Origin of the sequence: Albidovulum sp., from assembly GCF_041919395.1 — a bacterium.
In the GTDB taxonomy this organism is placed as follows: domain Bacteria; phylum Pseudomonadota; class Alphaproteobacteria; order Rhodobacterales; family Rhodobacteraceae; genus Albidovulum.
Genome location: NZ_JAYRTX010000024.1, coordinates 1 through 20201 on the forward strand (window position 1 = coordinate 1; position 20201 = coordinate 20201).

Annotated in this window: 18 protein-coding genes; 8 read left to right on the plus strand and 10 right to left on the minus strand. The window is 65.8% G+C overall.

Annotation, left to right across the window (positions count from 1 at the left end):
• The first annotated feature begins 133 nt into the window (after positions 1-133).
• The gene (locus ACMUOO_RS06140; RefSeq protein ID WP_301917861.1) at positions 134-1798 is read left to right on the plus strand and encodes a response regulator; all 1665 of its coding nucleotides are present in this window, start codon (positions 134-136) and stop codon (positions 1796-1798) included.
• Between the two features lie 54 nt (positions 1799-1852).
• On the opposite strand, the gene ACMUOO_RS06145 is transcribed toward ACMUOO_RS06140, so the two are convergent.
• On the minus strand, positions 1853-4150 hold the full coding sequence (locus ACMUOO_RS06145; RefSeq protein ID WP_301917860.1) for a glycosyl hydrolase family 28-related protein: 2298 nt from the start codon (positions 4148-4150) through the stop codon (positions 1853-1855).
• Positions 4151-4422: 272 nt separating this feature from the next.
• Between ACMUOO_RS06145 and ACMUOO_RS06150 the strand changes: the two genes are divergently transcribed.
• Positions 4423-5286, plus strand: coding sequence for a CHAD domain-containing protein (locus tag ACMUOO_RS06150; RefSeq protein WP_413854939.1), 864 nt, complete (start codon positions 4423-4425; stop codon positions 5284-5286).
• Between the two features lie 25 nt (positions 5287-5311).
• On the opposite strand, the gene ACMUOO_RS06155 is transcribed toward ACMUOO_RS06150, so the two are convergent.
• A complete protein-coding gene (locus ACMUOO_RS06155; protein WP_301917858.1) occupies positions 5312-6886 on the minus strand; it encodes a lysine--tRNA ligase in 1575 nt (524 codons plus the stop codon).
• 111 nt (positions 6887-6997) lie between these two features.
• Here ACMUOO_RS06155 and ACMUOO_RS06160 point away from each other — a divergent pair, with 111 nt between their 5' ends.
• From ACMUOO_RS06160 to ACMUOO_RS06170, 3 genes are all read left to right on the plus strand, one after another.
• Positions 6998-7420, plus strand: a complete 423-nt coding sequence (locus ACMUOO_RS06160; protein ID WP_301917857.1) for a tellurite resistance TerB family protein — start codon at positions 6998-7000, stop codon at positions 7418-7420.
• 175 nt (positions 7421-7595) lie between these two features.
• The gene (locus ACMUOO_RS06165) at positions 7596-7901 is read left to right on the plus strand and encodes a hypothetical protein (RefSeq protein WP_301917856.1); all 306 of its coding nucleotides are present in this window, start codon (positions 7596-7598) and stop codon (positions 7899-7901) included.
• 124 nt (positions 7902-8025) lie between these two features.
• Positions 8026-9330, plus strand: a complete 1305-nt coding sequence (locus ACMUOO_RS06170; RefSeq protein WP_413854945.1) for a D-amino acid dehydrogenase — start codon at positions 8026-8028, stop codon at positions 9328-9330.
• 3 nt (positions 9331-9333) lie between these two features.
• Here the strand turns inward: ACMUOO_RS06170 and ACMUOO_RS06175 are convergent, their stop codons facing one another.
• Both ACMUOO_RS06175 and ACMUOO_RS06180 read right to left on the minus strand, forming a co-directional pair.
• On the minus strand, positions 9334-10833 hold the full coding sequence (locus ACMUOO_RS06175) for a D-alanyl-D-alanine carboxypeptidase/D-alanyl-D-alanine-endopeptidase (RefSeq protein WP_301917854.1): 1500 nt from the start codon (positions 10831-10833) through the stop codon (positions 9334-9336).
• Between the two features lie 57 nt (positions 10834-10890).
• Complete coding sequence (locus tag ACMUOO_RS06180; protein WP_301917853.1) at positions 10891-11493, minus strand: nicotinate-nucleotide adenylyltransferase; 603 nt, start codon at positions 11491-11493, stop codon at positions 10891-10893.
• 129 nt (positions 11494-11622) lie between these two features.
• Here ACMUOO_RS06180 and ACMUOO_RS06185 point away from each other — a divergent pair, with 129 nt between their 5' ends.
• The gene (locus tag ACMUOO_RS06185) at positions 11623-12087 is read left to right on the plus strand and encodes a GNAT family N-acetyltransferase (RefSeq protein ID WP_301917852.1); all 465 of its coding nucleotides are present in this window, start codon (positions 11623-11625) and stop codon (positions 12085-12087) included.
• A 62-nt stretch (positions 12088-12149) separates the two neighbouring features.
• Positions 12150-13805: an energy-dependent translational throttle protein EttA gene (ettA, locus tag ACMUOO_RS06190; protein WP_413854940.1), complete on the plus strand. Its 1656-nt coding sequence runs from the start codon at positions 12150-12152 to the stop codon at positions 13803-13805.
• A gap of 84 nt (positions 13806-13889) precedes the next feature.
• Here the strand turns inward: ettA and ACMUOO_RS06195 are convergent, their stop codons facing one another.
• From ACMUOO_RS06195 to ACMUOO_RS06220, 6 genes are all read right to left on the minus strand, one after another.
• Positions 13890-14297 carry a hypothetical protein gene (locus ACMUOO_RS06195; RefSeq protein WP_301918461.1) on the minus strand — a complete coding sequence of 136 codons (408 nt, stop codon included), beginning with the start codon at positions 14295-14297 and terminating at the stop codon, positions 13890-13892.
• A gap of 2 nt (positions 14298-14299) precedes the next feature.
• The gene (locus ACMUOO_RS06200) at positions 14300-14557 is read right to left on the minus strand and encodes a hypothetical protein (RefSeq protein WP_413854941.1); all 258 of its coding nucleotides are present in this window, start codon (positions 14555-14557) and stop codon (positions 14300-14302) included.
• Positions 14558-14769: 212 nt separating this feature from the next.
• A complete protein-coding gene (locus ACMUOO_RS06205; RefSeq protein WP_367891197.1) occupies positions 14770-15060 on the minus strand; it encodes a transposase in 291 nt (96 codons plus the stop codon).
• Positions 15061-15168: 108 nt separating this feature from the next.
• A complete protein-coding gene (locus ACMUOO_RS06210) occupies positions 15169-15330 on the minus strand; it encodes a hypothetical protein (RefSeq protein ID WP_301918459.1) in 162 nt (53 codons plus the stop codon).
• Between the two features lie 394 nt (positions 15331-15724).
• On the minus strand, positions 15725-17203 hold the full coding sequence (locus ACMUOO_RS06215; RefSeq protein WP_301918458.1) for an NAD(P)/FAD-dependent oxidoreductase: 1479 nt from the start codon (positions 17201-17203) through the stop codon (positions 15725-15727).
• Positions 17204-17499: 296 nt separating this feature from the next.
• Positions 17500-18849 (minus strand): nucleotide sugar dehydrogenase, encoded by a 1350-nt coding sequence (locus ACMUOO_RS06220; RefSeq protein ID WP_301918457.1) that lies wholly within the window; start codon positions 18847-18849, stop codon positions 17500-17502.
• A gap of 380 nt (positions 18850-19229) precedes the next feature.
• On the opposite strand from ACMUOO_RS06220, the gene ACMUOO_RS06225 reads away from it, so the two are divergent.
• The gene (locus ACMUOO_RS06225) at positions 19230-20201 is read left to right on the plus strand and encodes an NAD-dependent epimerase/dehydratase family protein (RefSeq protein WP_301918456.1); all 972 of its coding nucleotides are present in this window, start codon (positions 19230-19232) and stop codon (positions 20199-20201) included.

The following is a 20201-nucleotide window of genomic DNA, read 5'->3' on the forward strand; positions in this document are numbered from 1 at the left end:
TCTCAACGCGGGCTTCGGGAAAGCCTATGCACTTGCTACGAATGACCTTATGGTGGACTGAAGCGGCAACCGGCAGGCGGCCGGAAATTGTGCAGTGTCAATTGGTTTGCGTTAGTTCTTGCGGCGAAGGGCGATGACCGACCGGACGACCTGGCAGGACGAAATCGAGCGCCAGCGGCGCCGGCTTGAGGCCGATCTCGTGTCGCGCCAGCTCGGAGTATTCCTCACCTGCGTCGTATTCACGTTCTTCCTGCCGTTCTGGGCGGTCTTTCTCAGCTATCTCGCCGTCGTCGGCACCGAGGTGATGCAGCGCCGGCTCATGTGCGCCTATGTCGAGGAGGCGCGGCCCGCGCGGCGCACGGCGATCCTCGCCAACGCCGCGGCCGGAATGACGGCCTACTGCCTGCCGGCGCTCTTCGTCTGGCTCGACCCGGAGCCGCTCGTGAAGTTCACGGGGGTCCTGGCGCTCGTCGGCGCGTTGCTCAGCGTCTCGGTCGTGCGATCCACGCACCTCGCCTTCGGCCTCTCCTCCGGCCTGCCGGCGGCGACCGCGCTTCTCTGGCTGCCGCTCCAGTATCTCTTTGACCCGGTTATCGATTACCGGACCGCGCTCGCTGTGGCCGCCGTCATCGTCCTGCTCGGCTACTTCGGCTCCGCGCTGGCGCAGAACCACCGGATGCAGGCCGATCTGATCGCCGCGACGGCGGAGGCAAGTGCCGCGAGCCAGGCCAAGTCAAGCTTCCTCTCGGCAATGAGTCACGAGGTCCGCACACCGCTCAACGCGATCCTCGGCCACAGCCAGCTGCTGGCAACCGAGGGCGATCCGGCGCAGGCGCGCGGACACGCGGCGGCGATCGAGACAGCCGCGCGCACGATGCGGACGATGGTGGAGGACGTGATCGACCTCGCCTCCGCGACCGAGGGGCGGATGAAGTTCCGCCCGGTGACGGCGGTCATCCGCTCCGAACTGGAGGTGATCGCGTCGCTGCCGCTGCCACTCGATGCGCCGCGGGAGCCCGAGATCACCGTGGAGATCGCGCCGGAGGTGCCGGAATTCGGCCGGTTCGACCCGATCCTCCTGCGCAAGTGCCTCACCCATCTGACCGCCGTCGTCCTGAACGGGCTTCCGGCCGGCAGCCCGGCGGCCGTGGACCTCCGCTGCGCCCTCGCGCCGGGGCGCCGCGACCGGCTCAGGCTAACGATAGCGGGGCGCCGCCCCGATCCCCTCCGCGAAGACGCCGCGGACCCGGCGGCAGAACAGTCTCTTGCGCTCACGCTCGTGCACAGCGTGGCCGAGGTTATGGGCGCCCGCGCCTCGGTGATCCGGGCGCCCGACGGCAGCCCCGTCGCGCGCATCGAGCTTCCCTTCGTCGCCATCCCCGACCCGCCCGGAACCGGCGCCGAAGCCGTCTACGGCCGGCTGCGCGCGCTCGTCGTGGACGACATCGCCACGAACCGCTTTGTCGTCGTCCAGATGCTTCGCTCCCTGCGCATCGAGGCCGAGGAGGCCGCCGGGGGCGAGGACGCGCTCAGCCGGCTGGCGGAGGGCGAGTTCGACCTCGTGCTTCTCGACATGAACATGCCGGACATGGACGGCGAGGCCACCTTCCGCGAAATCCGTGCGGCCGAAACACCCTGGGCGTCCGTCCCCGTGGTGGCGCTGACGGCAGACGCGATCGCACTGAAGCGTGACTACTATCTCGCGCTCGGGATCGACGGCTTCGTGTCGAAGCCTGTGGACCGGCGGCTGCTCTGGGCCGAGATCCTCTCGGCCGTGCCGCCGCCACCGCCCCTCTAGAGATGGGGACGGGCGGGAACTCCCGCCCGCCCGCGATCGCGGCGCCGGATGGCATCAGTCGGGGTTGTCCATGCGCACCTTGAGATGGATGCGCCCCTTGGATGCCGCCGCCCAGTTGACTGTGACGTTCTGCTTGGCGGCGCCCTGCTCCACCTCGACATAGGGCATGTCGCCGCGCCTTTCGTTCGCCGGTCCGGCGATCATCCCCTCGGCCACAAGCGATTCCACGTTCCGCGCCCAGCCGCCGAAAGGAAGGTAGGGCCCAGGGTTCACCGTCCAGACCGTCGCCGCCGTCGTCTGGTCGAACGGCAGGAACACCGGGTTGGCGATCGGCTGCGTGACGGCAGTGAAGGAATTCGCCTCCACGGTCACGTTCCGCATGCTGTTGCAGGTGAGCGGCGCAAAGGTCGTATCCACCGCGTCCACGCGGTCGATTGCCCCCTGCAACGCCTTGAACACGTTGCCCGAGATGTTGACACCCCTGAGGAAATGCCCCGGCCCGTAGGGCTTCACGACCAGAAAGGCGAACCAGGGCGCCACGTCGCTCGCGGTGAAGGTGTTGCCGGTCACGGTCAGTCCGCCAAAGGAGTACTGGTTGGCGAAGCTCGGGTCGCTCTCGTATTCGTTCGTCCACTCGATGGAGCAGTTGTCGATGTAGTTGCCGGTGATTGTCGTCTTGACGTCGGTGCCCGCGATGATCAGCCCCGGCAGCCGCAACCCGTCCACCTCGGTATCCCCCTGGAACCAGTGGTTGCCGACGATCAGGTTGCCATTGCCGCCGAGGACGGCGAAGTGACGGAACTGCTGCGCCCTACAGTCACGGATCTTGACGTCGTTGGCATTGGCGTTGAGCGCAATCGAAATTCGGTCCTGCGACCTCAGCCCGCTTTCGTCGGAGGCGAAGTTGCAGCGGTCGATCAGCATCCCCTGGCAGCCGTCGCCGATGGAGGTAATGCCGCGGTTCTTCGGCCGGGTGATGAAACAGTCGCGGAGCTGGAAGAGAGAGCCGGAGACTGGCAGCATGATCCCGCTGGCATAGCCGTTGCACTGGATCTCCACCTCCGACAGGATCATCTTCGAGAGTGCCGAGAACCCGGCGAAGTCGAGCACGTACTTGAAGCGGGTGAAGGTGTAGACCTGCGTCCCCGATGCGCCGTAGAGCGGCTGGCTGAGCGTCAGCGTACCCGCCCCGAGGTTCACCGCCGTCACATAGACCTCGCGTCCGACGCCCGTGCCGGTGACCTGCGATCCCACCGGGACGTTGGCGATGTTCACGACTCCGGACAGCACCTTCTCATTCGCCGGGTTGTAACTCGCCTGAGACGTGACGATGGTAGGTGCCCAGGCCGGGCCGTCCACGACATCGAGCTGACCGTTCCTTATGACGCGACGGGTGGCGAAACTCGTCTTGTTGTTCACCGCCGCCTGCATGTCGATCGGCGCCGTCACCTCGACCCGCCGCCCGCAGAGGTCGAGCGAATCGTGATCGACGAAGTTCAGCAGCGCCTGGAATGCCCGCTTGAAGCCCTCCTCCTCGCTGCCGAACGCCGCGGCATAGGTAGGAAGGTCGAAGCTGCGCGTCAGCGACAGGCGCCGGTTGACCGGCATCGTCACCGTGCCTTCGAACCGGGCGGGAGCCTCGAAGGTCACGTCGGCGTCCAGAAGATAGGTCCCGGCCGAGACGAGGACCGAGCGACCCGACGCGAACGCCGCGGCATCGGCCGCCTCGAAGGCGGCCGAGTCGTTGGTGACACCGTTGCCCGTCGCGCCGTAATCGCGCACATCGACCCAGTCGATCAGGTCGCGCAGGAAGACCGAGGTCACGTCCTCGATCTCGATGTCGTCGATCCGCACCACGCCGCCGTTCAGCCCGGTGAGGTCGAGCCCGAAATGCCCGAATAGCGCGGCGGTGCCCCAGCTCATGTCGACGCCGCCGCGGGCGCCGGTGCCGACGATGGCCTCCACCGTCTCGACCTTGCCATAGGCGGTGAGTTGGACGGTGGGCCCGGCCTCGACCACGCCCGCCACATGGGCATTGCCCGCGCCGCCCGCCCAGGCGGCGATGCGCACGGCGGGAAGGTTGCCGCTCATCGCCTTTACACGGGCGCGGATTCGCAGGTAGCAGCCCGGCAGGATCGGCGTGTCGCCCATGTGGCGCAACTTCACCGTACTCGTGGTCTTGATCAGTTCGAGGCAGCCCGAGAAGTCCTGGTCGGCCGGCACAAGCGCGGCATTGGGCGAACCGGCATAGGTCGGCGACCCGGGCGTGCCGTCGCCGCTCGACCAGACGTCGAGCCCCATCTCGAAGGCGGGCGGCATGAAGATCAGCCCGTCGGTGATCGCCTTATTCATTGCGGAAAACCCCTTGTCCGTTTCAGGCCCCGCCGAAGCGGCCCCCCCCTGCGCCCACGGGGGGCGGCATGGCGCCGCCCCCGGCGCCGTGGAAAGGTCCGCTCGTCCGGGATAGTGGCGGCCCACGCGGGACCCGAGGGCAGAACTACCCCGAAAGCCCTACCGTCGCCTTGCACCGGCGTACGCTGCCCGGCGCGGCGGGCCTGTCATCGCGGTGTCACAATCCGTATCTCTATTGGCGCGCGACACGCCACGCTTCGGGACAGTGACCCATGGCCTACAGCATCACCCCGAAGGACCGGTCGGCCACGAAGGCCCTGCGCCGGATCGCGCGCGAACGTCTGGAGGACTCGGTGGCACTGGTCGATGCCGACCGGATGCCGCGCGTTGCATTGATCCACGAACTGCGCAAGAACGTTAAGAAGACGCGCGCGCTCCTGCGTCTCGTCCGGCCGGGGTTCGACGCCTATGCCAGGGAGAATGCCGCGCTGCGCGATGCCGGCAGGATGCTCTCCGACCTGCGCGACGCCGACGTGCTCGCACAGAGCTTCGACAATGTGGCCACTCGCGTCTACATGCCGCCCGAGGCGCTTGCCGCGCTCCGCGACCGGGTGATCGCCGCCCCGATCGCCGCCCGCGACCCCGACGCCGTTCTGAAGGCCCATGCCGAGGCAATCGCCGAAGTCGCCGGGCGCGCCCGCAAGTGGAAGGTGGCGGAGGCGGGCTTCGAAGCCTTCGAAAAGGGGCTTGAACGATCGTGGACCGCCGCGCAGAAGGCGATGCGCGCTGCCGAGACCGAGCCTTCCGGCGAGGCGCTCCATCTCTGGCGCAAGCGCGTGAAGGACCACTGGTATCACGCGCGCATCCTGCAGCCGATCTGGCCGGAGATGATGACGCATCACATGGCCGCGGCCGAGACACTCGGCGAAACACTCGGCGACGCCCGTGACCTCGCCTATCTCGCCGAGGCGCTCGCCGCGCTGCCGGAGGCGGCCGAGATCCGCGCGGCGGCCCGGGACGAAGAGGCGCGTCTTCTCGCCGATGCCCGGGCCCTCGGCCGCCCCTTCCTCAGCGAGCCTGCCGGGGGCCTTTCCTGCCGCTGGCGCGGCTGGTGGGACATCTGGCGGGAGGCGTGAGCGTCAGGCCGCAAAACGACGCGCGTCAGGCGGCATAGGCGAGCGCACGCTCGATCAGCCGCACCGTCTCGTCGATACCGTAAAGCGCGATGAACCCGCCGAAGCGCGGACCCTGGCTCGCGCCCAACAGCACTTCGTAGAGCGCCGTGAACCAATCCCTCAGCGGTTCGAACCCATTGTCCTTGCCGACCGCGAAGACCATCGTCTGCAACGTCTCGGCGTCAAGCCCGCCGTCCCAGACCTTGAGGCGCGCGATAAGGTCCTCCATCGCCGCGCGCTCCTTGTCCGTCGGCGCGCGGAAGACGCGCGTCGGCGCGACATGGTCGTTGAAATACCGCACCGCGAACTCGGCGGCCTGATCGAGCTGCGGATTGCGTTCCGGCGTTGCATCGGGCGCGTAGCGCCTGATGAAGCCCCAGAGACCGGATTTGTCCTTCGCCCCGGCCACACTCGCAAGGTTCAGGAGCATTGCGAAGGGCACCACCATGTCCGATGCCGGCGGTGTGCCGCCATGGATGTGCCACACCGGGTTTGCGAGCTTTGCCGCCGCATCCTGCTCGGGAAACGCCCTGAGTTGCTGGTGATATTCGTCCACCGCCTTCGGGATCACGTCCCACCAGAGCCGCTTCGCCGTCTTCGGCTTCTGGTACATGAAATAGCCCAGAGACTCCGTCGAGGCATAGGTCAGCCATTCGTCGATCGTCAGCCCGTTGCCTTTCGACTTCGAGATCTTCTGGCCCTGCTCGTCGAGGAACAGCTCATAGGTGAAATGCTCGGGCTTCCGGCCGCCCAGCACCTCGCAGATGCCGTCGTAGATCGGCGTGTTGGTCGAATGATCCTTGCCATACATCTCGAAATCGACGCCGAGCGCGGCCCAGCGCGCGCCGAAATCGGGCTTCCATTGCAGCTTCACACGGCCCCCGGTGACCGGCAGCGTCCATTCCCGGCCCGTCTCGTCGTCGAAGGTGACCGTATGCTCTTTCGGGTCGACGTTCTTGATCGGCACATAGAGCACCCGCCCCGTCTCGGGGTGGATCGGCAGGAAGCAGGAATAGGTCTGCTGCCGTTCTTCCCTGAGGCTCGCCAGCATGATCTCCATGATCGCGTCATAGCGTTCGCAAGCCAGCCGCAGCGTGTCGTCGAACCGGCCGGACTTGTAGAATTCGGTTGCCGAGTAGAACTCGTATTCGAAGCCGAAGGTATCGAGGAACCGCCGCAGCATCGCATTGTTGTGGTCGCCGAAGCTCGGATACTCGCCGAAGGGGTCGGGAACGGCGGTCAGCGGCCGTTGCAGGTTGGCCTTCAGCATCTCCTGCTGCGGCACGTTCTCCGGCACCTTGCGCATCCCGTCCAAGTCGTCCGAGAAGCAGATCAGCTTCGTCGGGATGTCCGAGATGATCTCGAAGGCGCGGCGGATCATCGTCGTCCGCTGGACCTCGCCGAAGGTGCCGATATGCGGCAGGCCGGAGGGGCCATAGCCCGTCTCGAAGAGCACATAGCCCTTCTCGGGCGGCGCCTTCTCGTAACGTTTCAGCACGCGGCGCGCTTCCTCGAAAGGCCAGGCTTTGGAGTTCATGGCGGCATCGCGCAGCGAAGTCATCTCAGGTGCTTTCCGAAAGGCGGCACCCGACGTGCCGCAAGCCCCGTCCCTATTGAAAGGGGGCCGTATCGTCAATAATTTGCCCGCCGAACCAGCGAAGGACGAAACCCCGTGACCCATACGCTCCCCGCCTTCTCCGCCCAGGACGCGCTCGTCGCGATCATGGTCACGGTCTCGGTCTCCGACGAGACGATCCGCACTGCCGAACTTGTCGCCATCGAGCGGCAGGTGAACCACCTGCCGATCTTCGCGAACTATGACATGGACGCGGTGAAGGAGGTCGCCGAGACCGTCTACCGGCTGATGGAAGAGGATGACGGGCTCGACACCCTCTTTGCCATGGCGCGCGAGGCGCTGCCCGAACGGCTCTGGGAAACCGCCTACGCGCTCGCCTGCGATGTGGCCGCGGCCGACGGCACGCTCGGCCAGAGTGAACTCAGGCTGCTTGAGGAGATCCGCCACGAACTGACGATCGACCGCCTCGCCGCAGCCGCCATCGAACGCGGCGCCCGGGCGCGGCATCTGGTGCTGTGAGGCTGACGACGGCCGGCCGTCGTCTCACCCGTCCTCAAGCCCGTTCAACTTCCCGGCAAACCCATGCCGGGGCGGGTCCCCGCGCCCCGTATCCCTGTCACGCGAAGAGGTCTCCGCGGACAGGGCCGGGGATCCTGAATGCCTCCGGCCCTGGTTCACAGGAATGGAGAACACCATGTGGATTCGGCTCATCGCTTCCTGTCTTGTCTTGGGACTTGCCGCAAGGGCGCCACCGGCCCGGGCCCAGCACACTGCCTACGGATCGCATGACACGATTTCGAAGACGCCTCAGTCGCAGTATGGCGAAACCGTCACGACCCGCGGTCTGCAAAACGCGACCCGGCTTTTCGAAATCTGGCGGTCGAGCGAAACCGGAAGCTGGACGATGCTCGTCGTGCTGCCGAGCGGCACCGCCTGCGTCATGGCATCGGGGACGTTCTGGATGGAAGAAGAACCCGTGCCTCCGGGCACCAGTTCGTGATACGGCCCAGGGCCGCGAAAGGAGTGGAAGGGCTGCGCCCGTTTATTGGCGCGGCCCCTTTCCGGTCTGAACGCTGCCGGAGACGGCTCGCCCGCCCGACATCGGGGATTGCCACGGGCGCGTGCTGCGCCCATGCTGGGGAGCGCGAAGGGGACAGCGGGGCAACCACATGAAAGTCGTCGTCATGGGCGCCGGGGTGATCGGCGTCACCACCGCTTACTACCTCGTCCGCCAGGGCGCCGAAGTCACGGTGCTCGACCGCCAGCCCGGCCCGGGGATGGAGACGAGCTACGCCAACGCGGGCGAGCTCAGCTACGGCATGACCTCGCCCTGGGCCGCTCCTGGCGTGCCGACGAAGGCGCTGAAATGGCTCTTCATGAAACGCCGCCCGCTCTTCATCTGGCCGCTCATAAGCCCGCGCATGTGGCGCTGGGGGGCGGAGATGCTGACGAACTGCACCGAGGACGCGTACCGGCTCAACAAGTCGCGCATGGTCCGCATTTCCAATTATTCGCGCGACGTGCTGCCCGAGTTGATCGCCGATACCGGCATCGAATTCGACCTGCGCGAAAAGGGCACGCTCCAGCTTTTCCGCACCGAGAAGCAGCTCAAGGCGTCGAAGGCCGACCAGACGATCCTCGCCGATTTCGACAGCCCCTACGAGGTGCTGGACCGCGACGGCTGCATCGAGGTCGAACCCGCCCTCGCCCTCGTGCGCGACAAGTTCGTGGGCGGCCTGAGGCTGACTGCCGACCGCACCGGCGATTGCCGCATGTTCACCATGGCGCTGGCCGAAAAGACCGCCGCGCTTGGCGCGGAATTTCACTACGGGCAGCGCATCCGCACGATCCAGGTCAAGGGCGACAGGGTGCTGGGCGTGATGACCGAGGATCTCGGCCGGGTCGAGGGCGATGCCTATGTCTCCGCGCTCGGATCCTTCGGTCCGAAGCTCCTCGGTCCGATAGACATCCGCCTGCCGGTCTATCCGGTCAAGGGCTATTCGGTCACGCTGCCGGTCACCGACGACGCCAGGGCGCCGCAATCGACGATCATGGACGAGACCCACAAGGTCGCGATCACCCGGCTGGGCGACCGCATCCGCGTCGCCGGCACGGCCGAGATCGCGGGTTATTCCGACCGCCTCGGGCCGCATGCGACCGCGACGGTGCGCCATGTCGTCGGCGATCTCTTCCCCGAGGGCGGCGACCTGTCCCGGGCCGAGGGCTGGACCGGCCTCCGCCCGATGACGCCGGACGGCACGCCGATCCTCGGCCCGACGCCCTACCGCAACCTCTTCCTCAATACCGGCCACGGCACGCTCGGCTGGACGATGGCCTGCGGCTCGGGCCGCGCTGTCGCGGACCTCGTGATGGGCAGGAAGCCCGAAATCGACTTCGAGGGCCTCACCGCCGCCCGCTACGGGATCTGACGGTCACGCCCCGTACACCGCCGCCCAGCGCTCGATCAGCTGTTGTTGCAGACGCTTGGACCGCTTGACCCAGGCACCTACGCCGGGCGCGTTCTCCTTCTGGCTGTCGGGGATGGAATCCCGTCGAGCCACATCGCCGGTGAAGATCGCGAACGCGAGATCGGTTCCCTCCGGCGCGCGCACGTAACCCACGAGCGTAGAGACGAAGTTGAGCGTCCCTGTCTTGGCCTCGACCGTCACCGGGGATTGCTTCAGCTTCCGCCCGGCCTCGTCGCGGAAGGCGAACTCCTTCATCAGCGCCCGGATGCCCGACCTCGGCCCCAGCGCCACCAGCGCCCGCACCATTTCCTCGGGCGATATCCGCGAGGCGCCCGCAAGGCCCGAATGGTCAGCGAAGCGCGCCTTCGCCCCCGTCCTCTTGCCCAGCCAGGCCGCCATCTCGCGGGCAGACCCAACATGGCTTGCCACCCCGCGCCGGGCCGAAGCCGCCATGCCCACCGCCTCCGCCGTCATATTGGTGGAAAACTTCATCATGTCGCGGAGGATGACGGGCAACTCAGCACTCGCCCTTTCCACCAGAACCGCGCCGGCGGGCACCGCCGCGGCCACCTCCGGCGCCGGCAGCGGAATGCCCTGCGCCCGCGCAAGAGTCTGGAACACGTCGCCGGCGTAAAGCTCCGGCCGGCGCACCGGAAGCCAGCGGCTCCCGCCCTTGCCGAGCGCCTTCGTTGCGACCGTCCATTCCTCCACCTTGCCGCGCCGGTAGCTGAAGACCGGCAGATCGCGTTCGGCGAGGCTAACGCGCGCCGAATAGACCGGCGGCGCGAAGCGTTCGGCGCGGGCGTCCATGCCGACCTCGTAGCCCTTTCCGGCCCGCTTCCAGACGAAGTTCACCCGGTTGAAGTTGAGGTTGAGCCCCGACACGGCGGGGTTGTAGCCAAGCCACTCCGGTTGGCTCTCGTCGATGGCCTCAAGGTGGGGGAGCGCCCCGCCCCAGACGCGGAACCGTCCGGTGACGCCGGTGATCCCTCGCGACTTCAGTGCCGCCGCCATGTCGCCGAGATCGTCGGTCGAAAGCGTCGGATCGCCGCCACCGGCAAGGATCAGGTCGCCCTGGACCTTGCCGCCCGCGACCGGCCCCGTCGCGATCAGCCGTGTCGGAAAACGGTAGCCCGCGCCCAGGTGCTCCAGCGCATAGAGCGAAGTGATGACCTTGAGCGTCGAGGCCGGCGGCATCGGCCGGTTGCCCTGGCGCGCCTCGAGGACAAGCCCCGTCCGGGCATCGGCCACGACGTAGCCGACCTCGCCGCCAAGTTTCGCCGCCTCGATCAGGTCCTCGGCCGGCACCGCCGCAGGGCCAAGCGCGCGGACCGCAGGCCCCCCGCCCCGCGCCGGCGGGACGAGCGACCGCGCCGGGGCGTTGGCGGCCGCGGGCAGCCCGTAGCCGGCGGCGAGACCGGCCGCCATACCGCCCAGAAGATGCCGCCGTGAAATCCCTGCCATCAGAGCCTCCGCCCGCCCTTCCGAACCTTCGCGCATGGGGCGGTCCGCTTCAAGAGGTCAGCCTGCCCGCCACTCCCCCCGCGCGCGGATCGCGGTGGAGGAATGCTTCATCATCGGCACGTCGAGAAAGCACCAGACCGGCGGCCGCATCCGGGCAAGCGCGCCCGCATCGCTGGCATCGATCCGGAACCGTGCATATTCGTCCGCCGCGCGCGAGCCCCGCGCCGCCAGCCGCGCGCCGGGCCGCGCGAAAACCCCGATCGGCACGTTCGCGATGATCCAGTCCCAGTCCTGCCAGCGGTGGAACTCGGCAAGGTTGTCCGCCCCCATCAGCCAGACGAAGCGCACCCCGGGATAGATCGCCTTGAGTCGCCTCAGAGTCTCTGCCGTGTAGCGCGTGCCAAGCCGCGCCTCGATGTCAGAGATGGTAACGCGCGGATGATCCATCACGGCCCGCGCCCGCACGATCCGCTCCGCCATCGGCGCCGGGCCGCTGACCTTCAGCGGATTGCCGGGCGAGACCAGCCACCACACCCGGTCGAGCGCGAAGCGCTTCAGCGCCTCGCGGGTGATGTGGGCATGGCCCTCATGCGCAGGGTCGAACGACCCGCCGAGCAGGCCGACCGTCATGCCCCTGTACGCCAGCGGAAATCCCTGCACTTCCCATCCTCGAACCGTATCGCGCCAGACATTCCACGCTTCGCGGGCGGCGAAAAGGGACTTGCGCACTTTTCAGGGGCAATCGCGCCCCCCCTTGCATCCACGCGCGACAGGACCGACGCTCGCCCCATGACCGACGAGATCACGATAGACGAGGCCGATCCCCGGTGTGCTTCCGCACGCACCGGTCTTGCGGCCTACTATGCCGAACTTGCCCGCCGCTTTCCCGGAGGTTTCGACGTGACCCTCTCGCGCGATCCGGACGCCGCCGACATGTTACGGCCGAAAGGCACCTTCCTCATCGCCCGCCGCGGCCCGGACACCATCGCTTGCGCCGGTCTCAAGGGCCACGGGTCCTGGGGCGAGGTCAAACGCCTCTGGGTCGACCCCTCAGTGCGCGGCCATGGCCTCGCCACCCGCCTGATGAGCCGGATTGAAACCGCCGCCCGCGATATGGGCATGACAGCGCTCCGCCTCGACACCAACTCTGCCCTCCCCGAGGCCGTCGCGATGTATCGGAAGGCCGGCTGGACCGAAATCCCGCGCTTCAACGACGACCCCTACGCCCAACTCTTCTTCGAAAAGCGCCTCTAGTTGCCCCGCCCCCCGGGCTTCTGTATTCAGGCGCAAACCCGGTTTCCCGAAGGACTTCCCCGATGGCCAGCTACCAGTACGTCTATCACATGGACGGCGTCTCCAAGACCTATCCCGGCGGCAAGAAGGTGTTCGAGAACATCCGCCTGAACTTCCTGCCCGGCGTGAAGATCGGCGTCGTCGGCGTCAACGGCTCGGGCAAGTCCACGCTCCTGCGCGTCATGGCCGGCCTCGACAAGGACTTCTCGGGTGAGGCCTGGGCCGCCAAGGGCGCCACCGTCGGCTACCTGCCGCAGGAACCGCAGCTCGACCCCGCGCTCAATGTCCGCGGCAACGTCATGGAGGGCGTCAAGGCCAAGCAGGCCAAGCTCGACCGCTACAATGACCTCGCCATGAACTATTCCGACGAGACCGCGGAGGAAATGGCGAAGCTCCAGGACGAGATCGACGCCGAGAACCTCTGGGACCTCGATTCACAGATCGACGTCGCGATGGAGGCGCTGCGCTGCCCGCCCGACGACGCCGACGTCGACACCCTCTCGGGCGGCGAACGCCGGCGCGTGGCACTCTGCAAGCTCCTCCTTGAAGCGCCCGACATGCTCCTGCTCGACGAGCCCACGAACCACCTCGATGCCGAGACCATCGCCTGGCTCCAGAAGCACCTCATCGAGTACAGGGGCACGATCCTCATCGTCACCCACGACCGCTACTTCCTCGACGACATCACCGGCTGGATTCTGGAGCTGGACCGCGGCCGCGGCATTCCCTACGAGGGCAACTATTCCGCCTGGCTCGAACAGAAGGCCAAGCGCCTCGAACAGGAAGCGCGCGAGGACAAGGCGCGCCAGAAGGTGCTGGAGAAGGAACTCGAATGGATCCGCGCCGGCGCCAAGGCGCGGCAGGCCAAGCAGAAGGCCCGGATCGACCGCTACAACGAACTTGCCGACCAGTCCGAGCGCGACAAGCTTTCCCGCGCCCAGATCGTCATCCCGAACGGCCCCCGCCTTGGCGGCAAGGTGATCGAGGTCGAGGGGCTGAAGAAGCACATGGGCGACAAGCAGCTGATCGAGGACCTGTCCTTCGCGCTTCCGCCCGGCGGCATCGTCGGCGTCATCGGCCCGAACGGCGCCGGCAAGACCACGCTCTTCCGCATGCTCACCGGGCAGGAAAAGCCCGACGCCGGCACCGTCAGCTACGGCGACACGGTGAAGCTGTCCTACGTCGACCAGTCCCGCGACGCGCTGGATGCGGGCAAGACGGTGTGGGAGGAAATCTCCGGCGGCGCCGAGCAGATCGAGCTTGGCGACGTCACCGTGAACTCCCGCGCCTATTGCTCCTCGTTCAACTTCAAGGGCGGTGACCAGCAGAAGAAGGTGGGGCTCCTGTCGGGCGGCGAGCGGAACCGCGTCCACATGGCGAAGCTCCTGAAATCCGGCGGCAACGTCCTCCTCCTCGACGAACCGACCAACGACCTCGACGTGGAGACGCTGCAGGCGCTCGAAGCCGCCCTCGACGACTTCGCCGGCTGCGCCGTCATCATCTCCCACGACCGCTTCTTTCTCGACCGGCTCTGCACCCATATACTTGCCTTCGAGGGCGACGCCCATGTCGAATGGTTCGAGGGCAACTTCGAGGCCTACGAGGAAGACAAGGTCCGGCGGTTGGGGCCGGATAGCATCGAGCCGAAGCGGGTGAAGTACAAGAAGTTTACGCGGTGAGGGGCGCCTGGACGACCTTCCAATGGAAGGCCCTCAATGCCGAACGCTCTCGGCGCAAGCCGAGGGCCGTGTCAACAGGTTCATTTATTGAGCCATATCATCGATGGTGTGGATGCAGATATCGCTTCCCGAATTCATGAGTTGTGTGTCTGACAGTTCAAATCCCCCGGCTACCATCCCTGAAACAACGGCAAACGTAAGGTCACTCACGAACTGCGCTTCGCCCTCAGAGAATTGGTATTCCTTCTCAATCTCAAGCATTCCTTTTGCGAGCAAAGGCGCCAACTGAGCTGCAATGCCGTCGATGCCTTCTTGATCCGTGACATGTTGCTGATCCATTACGCGGGTGACAAACGCGGCACCCATTATGACGTGCTTGCAGGCATAGAATCTGAATTGCCAATCGCTGAGGCGATCCTTTGAGAAAGACTGTGCAGTCGCCGTAGTCGCGAGCAATAAGAGCAATATGGAAGCCGCCGTTCTGGTGAGCATACCTACTCGTCCACCTTCCGCGCGGTCAGGAATGGATTCTCACCAACTTGCAACCCGCCGTTGTCGTCTTTGACTTCAAGCAGGTTGGTCTTGCCACGCATCCCCTTTCTAAGATTGGCCGCGATGACTTCTTTCGGGTTCAAATGTCGCGCAGCAAGCTGGCATAGGATTCGATTCAGCCCCGTCCGGCCCAAGTTTCCTGGAACCAAATAGGAGCCAAGCAACCGATGCCCGTCATATTCCTCGATTTTCCAGCGCATCCGGCCTCTCCATGCCGTCCAGCAGGGACAGGATACGCCGAAACGCGCGAATCGCTCAATCGTGGTTTGACGACATTGACCTGCAATGAAGCCGTAGGGTGCGTGCTCGCACGCACCATTGCCCGACCCGAACACCATCCCCCGGCCATTGTTGGTGCGTGAAATCACGCATCCTACCCTTGCGCCAACATCGGTGCGTGAAATCACGCACCCTACCATCGCCCCGCCGCGATCTCCCGGTGGATCGACGAATACGGCCAATCCTCGGGTCGTTCGACGAATCCGTGCTTCACCGGGTTCATGTGGCAATACCGGACATGCGCGGCGTGATCCGCCTCGTCGCGGATATGGTGCTTCCAGAACCGGCGCTGCCGGATTGCCGCCTCCCGCTTGTTGTGCCGGAGGCCGGGCTGAAGCCCGGCCTGCAGTCCGAAGTAGCGCTCTCCTCGCCTCGCCATGGGCGCGCTCGCCGCGCTCGTCACCACGGTCAGGACCGGGGTCACAACGGACGCCGGAAAGGACGGGCCAGAGGCCTGAATTCAAACGGAAAAGGGCGCGTCCCCCGGACGCGCCCCTTTGCCCAGGACGGCTTGCAGCGGCCGTCGCGGGGATTACCTGCCGCCCAGCTTCGCGCGGCTGGACACGAAGGCGAAGGGAACCGAGTGACGGCTCACGGCATCGCGGCCGCAGCCGTGGCCCATGCGTGCGGCGCCGGAAATATGGGCGAGAGCGTTGGTGCGGCCAAGGCGGGCTTTCTCGACGAGATCGGTCATGGGAATGTGCCTCCAGGTGGGCGGATTGTGGTTTTTTTACGCTCGAACTCGTGACCTGAGGCCCATATTTGAGCGCAGAATTGTCGGAAACATGACGGGATTGCGCCGGAATCGCGCCGCGAACGCGCCATTTTTCCGACAACCACAGGTTGCTATGAACGATGCGCCGTCTCACCGGGCGCATCGTTAACCAACCGGAAATAAACTCCGGCCGTCCTGCCCGGACATTGCGCTATTGATTCCCGTTCCGGAGAATCGGCCCCCCGCACGATGGGCCTGCGGCACGGCGACCCATGAGGCCTCATGCCCTGCGGACGACGGCCCTCCGGCTCATATGCTCACCGGGCCGACGATCAGACCCTCCGCCACCCCCGGGGAGGCGGAGGCTTTCCGATCACTCTGCCGCCAGCGCCGGCTTGACGCTGCCGGCGGGTTTCTTGACCTCGAACTCCTCGTGGTAGGAGCGTTCGACGTTGACGTTCCAGACGTCGTTCTTCTCACCCAGGATATTGCGCGCGGCATACATCGCCGAAAGCATCGAATGGTCCTGGTTGTTGTAGCGGTGCAGACCGTTGCGGCCGACGGTCTGGAAGTTCTCGAGGCCGAGGATCCAGTCCTCGAGCACATCGAGCGCGGCACGGTATTCGCCGTCGTAGACCGGATAGGCCTTCGGCTGGCGGATGATCGCCGCGCCGATAACGTCGGAGGCCCTGGCAAGGCCGAGCTGTTCCAACTCCTGCGCGGCGAGCTTGCGCAACTCGTCGTCCGACATGGTCCAGAGACCGTCGCCCTGCTGGCAGAAGTACTCCATGCCGATCGAGGCGGTGTTCTGGTCGGGGAGCATCTCCTTCGACCAGGCGCGGAAGTTCTGGATGCGTCCGACTTTCACCTTCGGCGAATGGATGTAGATCCAGTTGTCCCTGAACGGGTCGGCATGGTCGAGAACCAGCGTCACGATCAGGAAGTCGCGGTACTTGAGCTTGTCCGCAGCCGCGACGACCTCGGGCGGCGGCGGCGGATCGAAGGCGTGGATGAGGTCGCGCAGCGCCATCGTATTGACGAAGTGCTCACCCTCGACCCGTTCCACCACCGGCTCGCGCCCGTCCTCGTGCCAATGCTTCACGTCGATGGAGGTCACGCGGTTGCCCTTGCGGTGCACGCGTACAACCTCGGAACGCAGATGCACCTCGCCGCCCCGCTCCTCCACCAGTTCCGCCGTCCGTTCCCACATCATGCCCGGGCCGAGGCGGGGATACTGGAATTCCTCGATCAGGCTCGTCGTGTCGTTCGCACCCGAGATCGCGTTCCACACCGCCTTGAAAAGAGACAGGTTCTTGATCCGCTGGGCCGCCCAGTCGGCGCGGATTTCCTTCGGACTGATGCCCCAGACCTTCTGCGTGTAGCTGCGGAAGAAGTGCATGTAGAGCCGCCCGCCGAAGCGGTTGATCACCCACTCCTCGAAGCTCTCCTCCTTCTTGTAGGGACGGACCTGCCACTTGAAATACGACAGGAGGATGCGCATCGACTCGTAGGGGCCGATGTTGACGAGCGCGTTCATCAGCTTCAGCGGGTAGTCGAAGAATTTCTCGCGGTAGTAGATGCGGCTGAGGCGCGGCACGGTGATGAAGTCGTCCTGCAGCACCTCGTGCCACATGTCTTCGACCTCCTTCACCTTCGTGAAGAAGCGGTGGCCGCCGATGTCAAACCGGTAGCCGTTGTTGGACTCGGTGCGCGAAATGCCACCGACCATCGTCCCGCCCTCGTAGACCTTCGGCTTGTGCCGTGCCGACCGTTTCTGCAACTCGTAGGCTGCGGTCAGCCCGGCAGGGCCGCCGCCGATCACCACGACGGGACAAAGCTCTTCCTTCTGCATTCCGACCACCACCGTTCCCGAAAAAATCGATCTGACTTCAAATCCACCCTACGGCGACAACTATACAGGCTGGCGTCGCAGGGACAAAACCATCTTCGCCTCAGGGCGTAACAAGCACGCCATGAACGGAACCAATCCGGCGTTTCACTGTCGCTTCGTTGCCTTTCGCACGTGCAGCGGAACCGGGACCTGTCCAGCACTCAACCATTGGTTGAAAATTGCCGACCGGACCAAAGCAAACAGAAAAACCATCCGAATCGCTCCTCCAACACTCACGATGCCGCAGCGCGGCAAACTCATATCTTCACGAAGCGGCCCGCCGGCGGCAGAATGCCGCGGGCCGCGAACACGTTGCGCGTATCGAGCAGAAGCCGGGCCGCGCGGGCAACCAGCGCATAGTCCACCAGACTGTGGTCGGTGGCCACCAGGACGGCGTCATAGCCGACCACGACCTCTTCCGTCAGCGGCACGGACCTGCGCCCCGCCAGGTCCGGGTCGTCGCGCGTCAACGGCATCACGGGGAAATAGGGATCGTGGAAGTCGCACGTCGCCCCCATCGCCTCAAGCCGCTTGAGGATTGCGAGCGCCGGACTGACACGGGTGTCCTCGACGTCCTTCTTGTAGGCAATGCCGAGGATCAGAACCCTCGCACCCGTAACCGGCACCCTGGAGTGCTTCGACAGTTCCACCGCGACGCGCCCGGCGATCATGTCGGGGGCGTTTTCGTTGTTCGTCCGCGCCAGATCGACGATCGGCATGGCCGAACCCACGTCCTTTGCCCGCCACGAAAGGTATGCCGGCGAGACCGGGATGCAGTCGCCGCCAATTCCGGGACCCGGAAAGAACGGCATGTAGCCGAAGGGTTTTGTGGCGGCTGCCTGCACGACCTCCCAAACATCGACGCCCATTGCCTCCATCGCCACCTTCATCTCGTTCACGAGCGCGATGTTCACGGTGCGGAAGCTGTTCTCGGCGAGCTTCACCGCCTCGGCCGTGGCGAGCGAGCTGACGGGCACGGTCTTCGTCACGATCTGCGAATAGAAGAGGTCGATCAGTTCGCGCGACCGGGCGTCATCGGCACCCACGACCTTCGGGATCGACCGCGTGTCGAACTTGTGGTTGCCCGGATCCTCGCGCTCGGGCGAGAAGGCAAGGAAGAAATCCTCGCCCGCACGCAGTCCGCCGCTTTCGAGAATGGGTTTGACGACCGTCGCCGTCGCGCCCGGCCAGACGGTGCTTTCCAGAACGACAAGCTGACCGGGCCGCAGCCATTCGGCGATACCTTCGGCAGCGCGGACGACATGGCTCAGGTCGGGCTCGCGCCTCGGCGACAGGGGCGTCGGCACGCAGATGAGGATCACGTCGACATCGGCAAGGGACGTCCGGTCATGCGTCGCCGCAAACCGGCCGCCGGCCACCGCGTTGCGGATCCGGTCCTCGGGAAAGTACGAGATCACGCGCTCGCCAGCGTTGATTGCGGCGACGCGGGCCTCGTTCAGGTCGAGCCCGGTCGTGGGATACCCAGCCTCGCTGATCGTCAGCGCCAGCGGCAGGCCGACATAGCCGAGCCCCACGGTGGCGATCCGAGCCTCGTGGCGGGCGATCCGGTCCTTCAGGGACGAAAACAGCGAAAAGGCATTCGTCATGGTCAAACTCGCAGCACTGCGTCCGAAGCGGCCGCAAAATAACACCGACCTCCGGTAACATGCACGTATCGGTTTAGACAGGCAAATGCCTGATGGCCAGTCCGGAATGTTGTACCTTCGGGACGGACAATCCCATCCGCCGTCCGGTTTTGGAGCCAATTGCCTGCCGTCGGGTCACTTCGGCGCGAAATGATTCTGCGTCGCGCCGCCGGCTGACCGACCGCCTGCGCGCGCGAGTGTTCGCGGCCCCGGTTCATCGGGTGCCGCACCGCAGAACTGTTTCCGGCCGTGCGCCAAGTCGGGATATCCGCATGGCCGAGGTCGGCCCTCCATGCTAGGATCGCGGCCGGATTGGATGGCGGGATTTCACGCGAGGCAATATGAAGATACTCATTACGGGCGGCGCCGGCTTCATCGGCTCGCATCTTTCCGAACGCCTCGTGGCCGAGGGTCACTCCGTCACCGCCCTTGACGATCTTTCGACCGGCCGGCGCGAGAACCTCGCGGGACTTGTCGGCAGCAACCGTTTCCGTCTTGTCGTCGGCACGATCCTCGATCCCTCGCTGGTCCAGAGCCTCGTCGACGAGGCGGACACGGTCTTCCACCTCGCCGCCGCCGTCGGCGTTAAGCTCATCATGGATGAGCCCTCGCGCTCGATCCTGACGAATATCAATGGAACCGAGAATGTGCTGAAGGCCGCGCTGAAGGACCGGAAGCTGACCTTTGTCGCCTCGACCTCGGAGGTCTATGGCAAGGCGATGAAATTTCCCTTCTCCGAGGACGACGACCTGACCATCGGGGCGACGAAGAACCTGCGCTGGTCCTACGCCTCGGCCAAGCAGCTCGACGAGTTCCTGACACTGGCATATGTCCGCGAAGTGGGTCTGCCCGCGGTGATCCTGCGCTTCTTCAACACCACCGGGCCGCGCCAGACCGGGCGCTACGGGATGGTGCTGCCGAACTTCGTGCAAGCGGCTCTCGACGGCCGCCCCCTTCTGGTGCACGGCACGGGAGAGCAGTCGCGCTGCTTCGGCCATGTCGCCGACGTGGTGGAGGCGCTGGTACGGCTGATGGCGACGCCGGCGGCGCAGGGCGAGGTCTTCAACGTTGCCAACGACCAGGAGGTGACGATCCGCGAACTCGCCGAGAAGGTCATCGAGATGACCGGGTCACCCTCTCCAATCCGGCTCGTCCCCTATTCCGACGTCTATCCCGCCGGCTTCGAGGACATGGCGCGCCGCCTGCCCGACGTGTCGAAGCTGGAACGCACGATCGGCTTTCGGCCGCACCGCCCGCTTTCCGAGATCATCGGCGACATCATCGCCGAAAAACGCGGCCTCCAGCCGGCATGA

Coding starts and splice junctions, on each gene's coding strand:
- ACMUOO_RS06140 (WP_301917861.1), top strand. CDS start 134: ATGACCGACCGGACGACCTGGCAGGACGAAATCGAGCGCCAGCGGCGC.
- ACMUOO_RS06145 (WP_301917860.1), bottom strand. CDS start 4,150: ATGAATAAGGCGATCACCGACGGGCTGATCTTCATGCCGCCCGCCTTC.
- ACMUOO_RS06150 (WP_413854939.1), top strand. CDS start 4,423: ATGGCCTACAGCATCACCCCGAAGGACCGGTCGGCCACGAAGGCCCTG.
- ACMUOO_RS06155 (WP_301917858.1), bottom strand. CDS start 6,886: ATGACTTCGCTGCGCGATGCCGCCATGAACTCCAAAGCCTGGCCTTTC.
- ACMUOO_RS06165 (WP_301917856.1), top strand. CDS start 7,596: ATGTGGATTCGGCTCATCGCTTCCTGTCTTGTCTTGGGACTTGCCGCA.
- ACMUOO_RS06175 (WP_301917854.1), bottom strand. CDS start 10,833: ATGGCAGGGATTTCACGGCGGCATCTTCTGGGCGGTATGGCGGCCGGT.
- ACMUOO_RS06185 (WP_301917852.1), top strand. CDS start 11,623: ATGACCGACGAGATCACGATAGACGAGGCCGATCCCCGGTGTGCTTCC.
- ettA (WP_413854940.1), top strand. CDS start 12,150: ATGGCCAGCTACCAGTACGTCTATCACATGGACGGCGTCTCCAAGACC.
- ACMUOO_RS06195 (WP_301918461.1), bottom strand. CDS start 14,297: ATGCTCACCAGAACGGCGGCTTCCATATTGCTCTTATTGCTCGCGACT.
- ACMUOO_RS06200 (WP_413854941.1), bottom strand. CDS start 14,557: ATGCGCTGGAAAATCGAGGAATATGACGGGCATCGGTTGCTTGGCTCC.
- ACMUOO_RS06210 (WP_301918459.1), bottom strand. CDS start 15,330: ATGACCGATCTCGTCGAGAAAGCCCGCCTTGGCCGCACCAACGCTCTC.
- ACMUOO_RS06215 (WP_301918458.1), bottom strand. CDS start 17,203: ATGCAGAAGGAAGAGCTTTGTCCCGTCGTGGTGATCGGCGGCGGCCCT.
- ACMUOO_RS06220 (WP_301918457.1), bottom strand. CDS start 18,849: ATGACGAATGCCTTTTCGCTGTTTTCGTCCCTGAAGGACCGGATCGCC.
- ACMUOO_RS06225 (WP_301918456.1), top strand. CDS start 19,230: ATGAAGATACTCATTACGGGCGGCGCCGGCTTCATCGGCTCGCATCTT.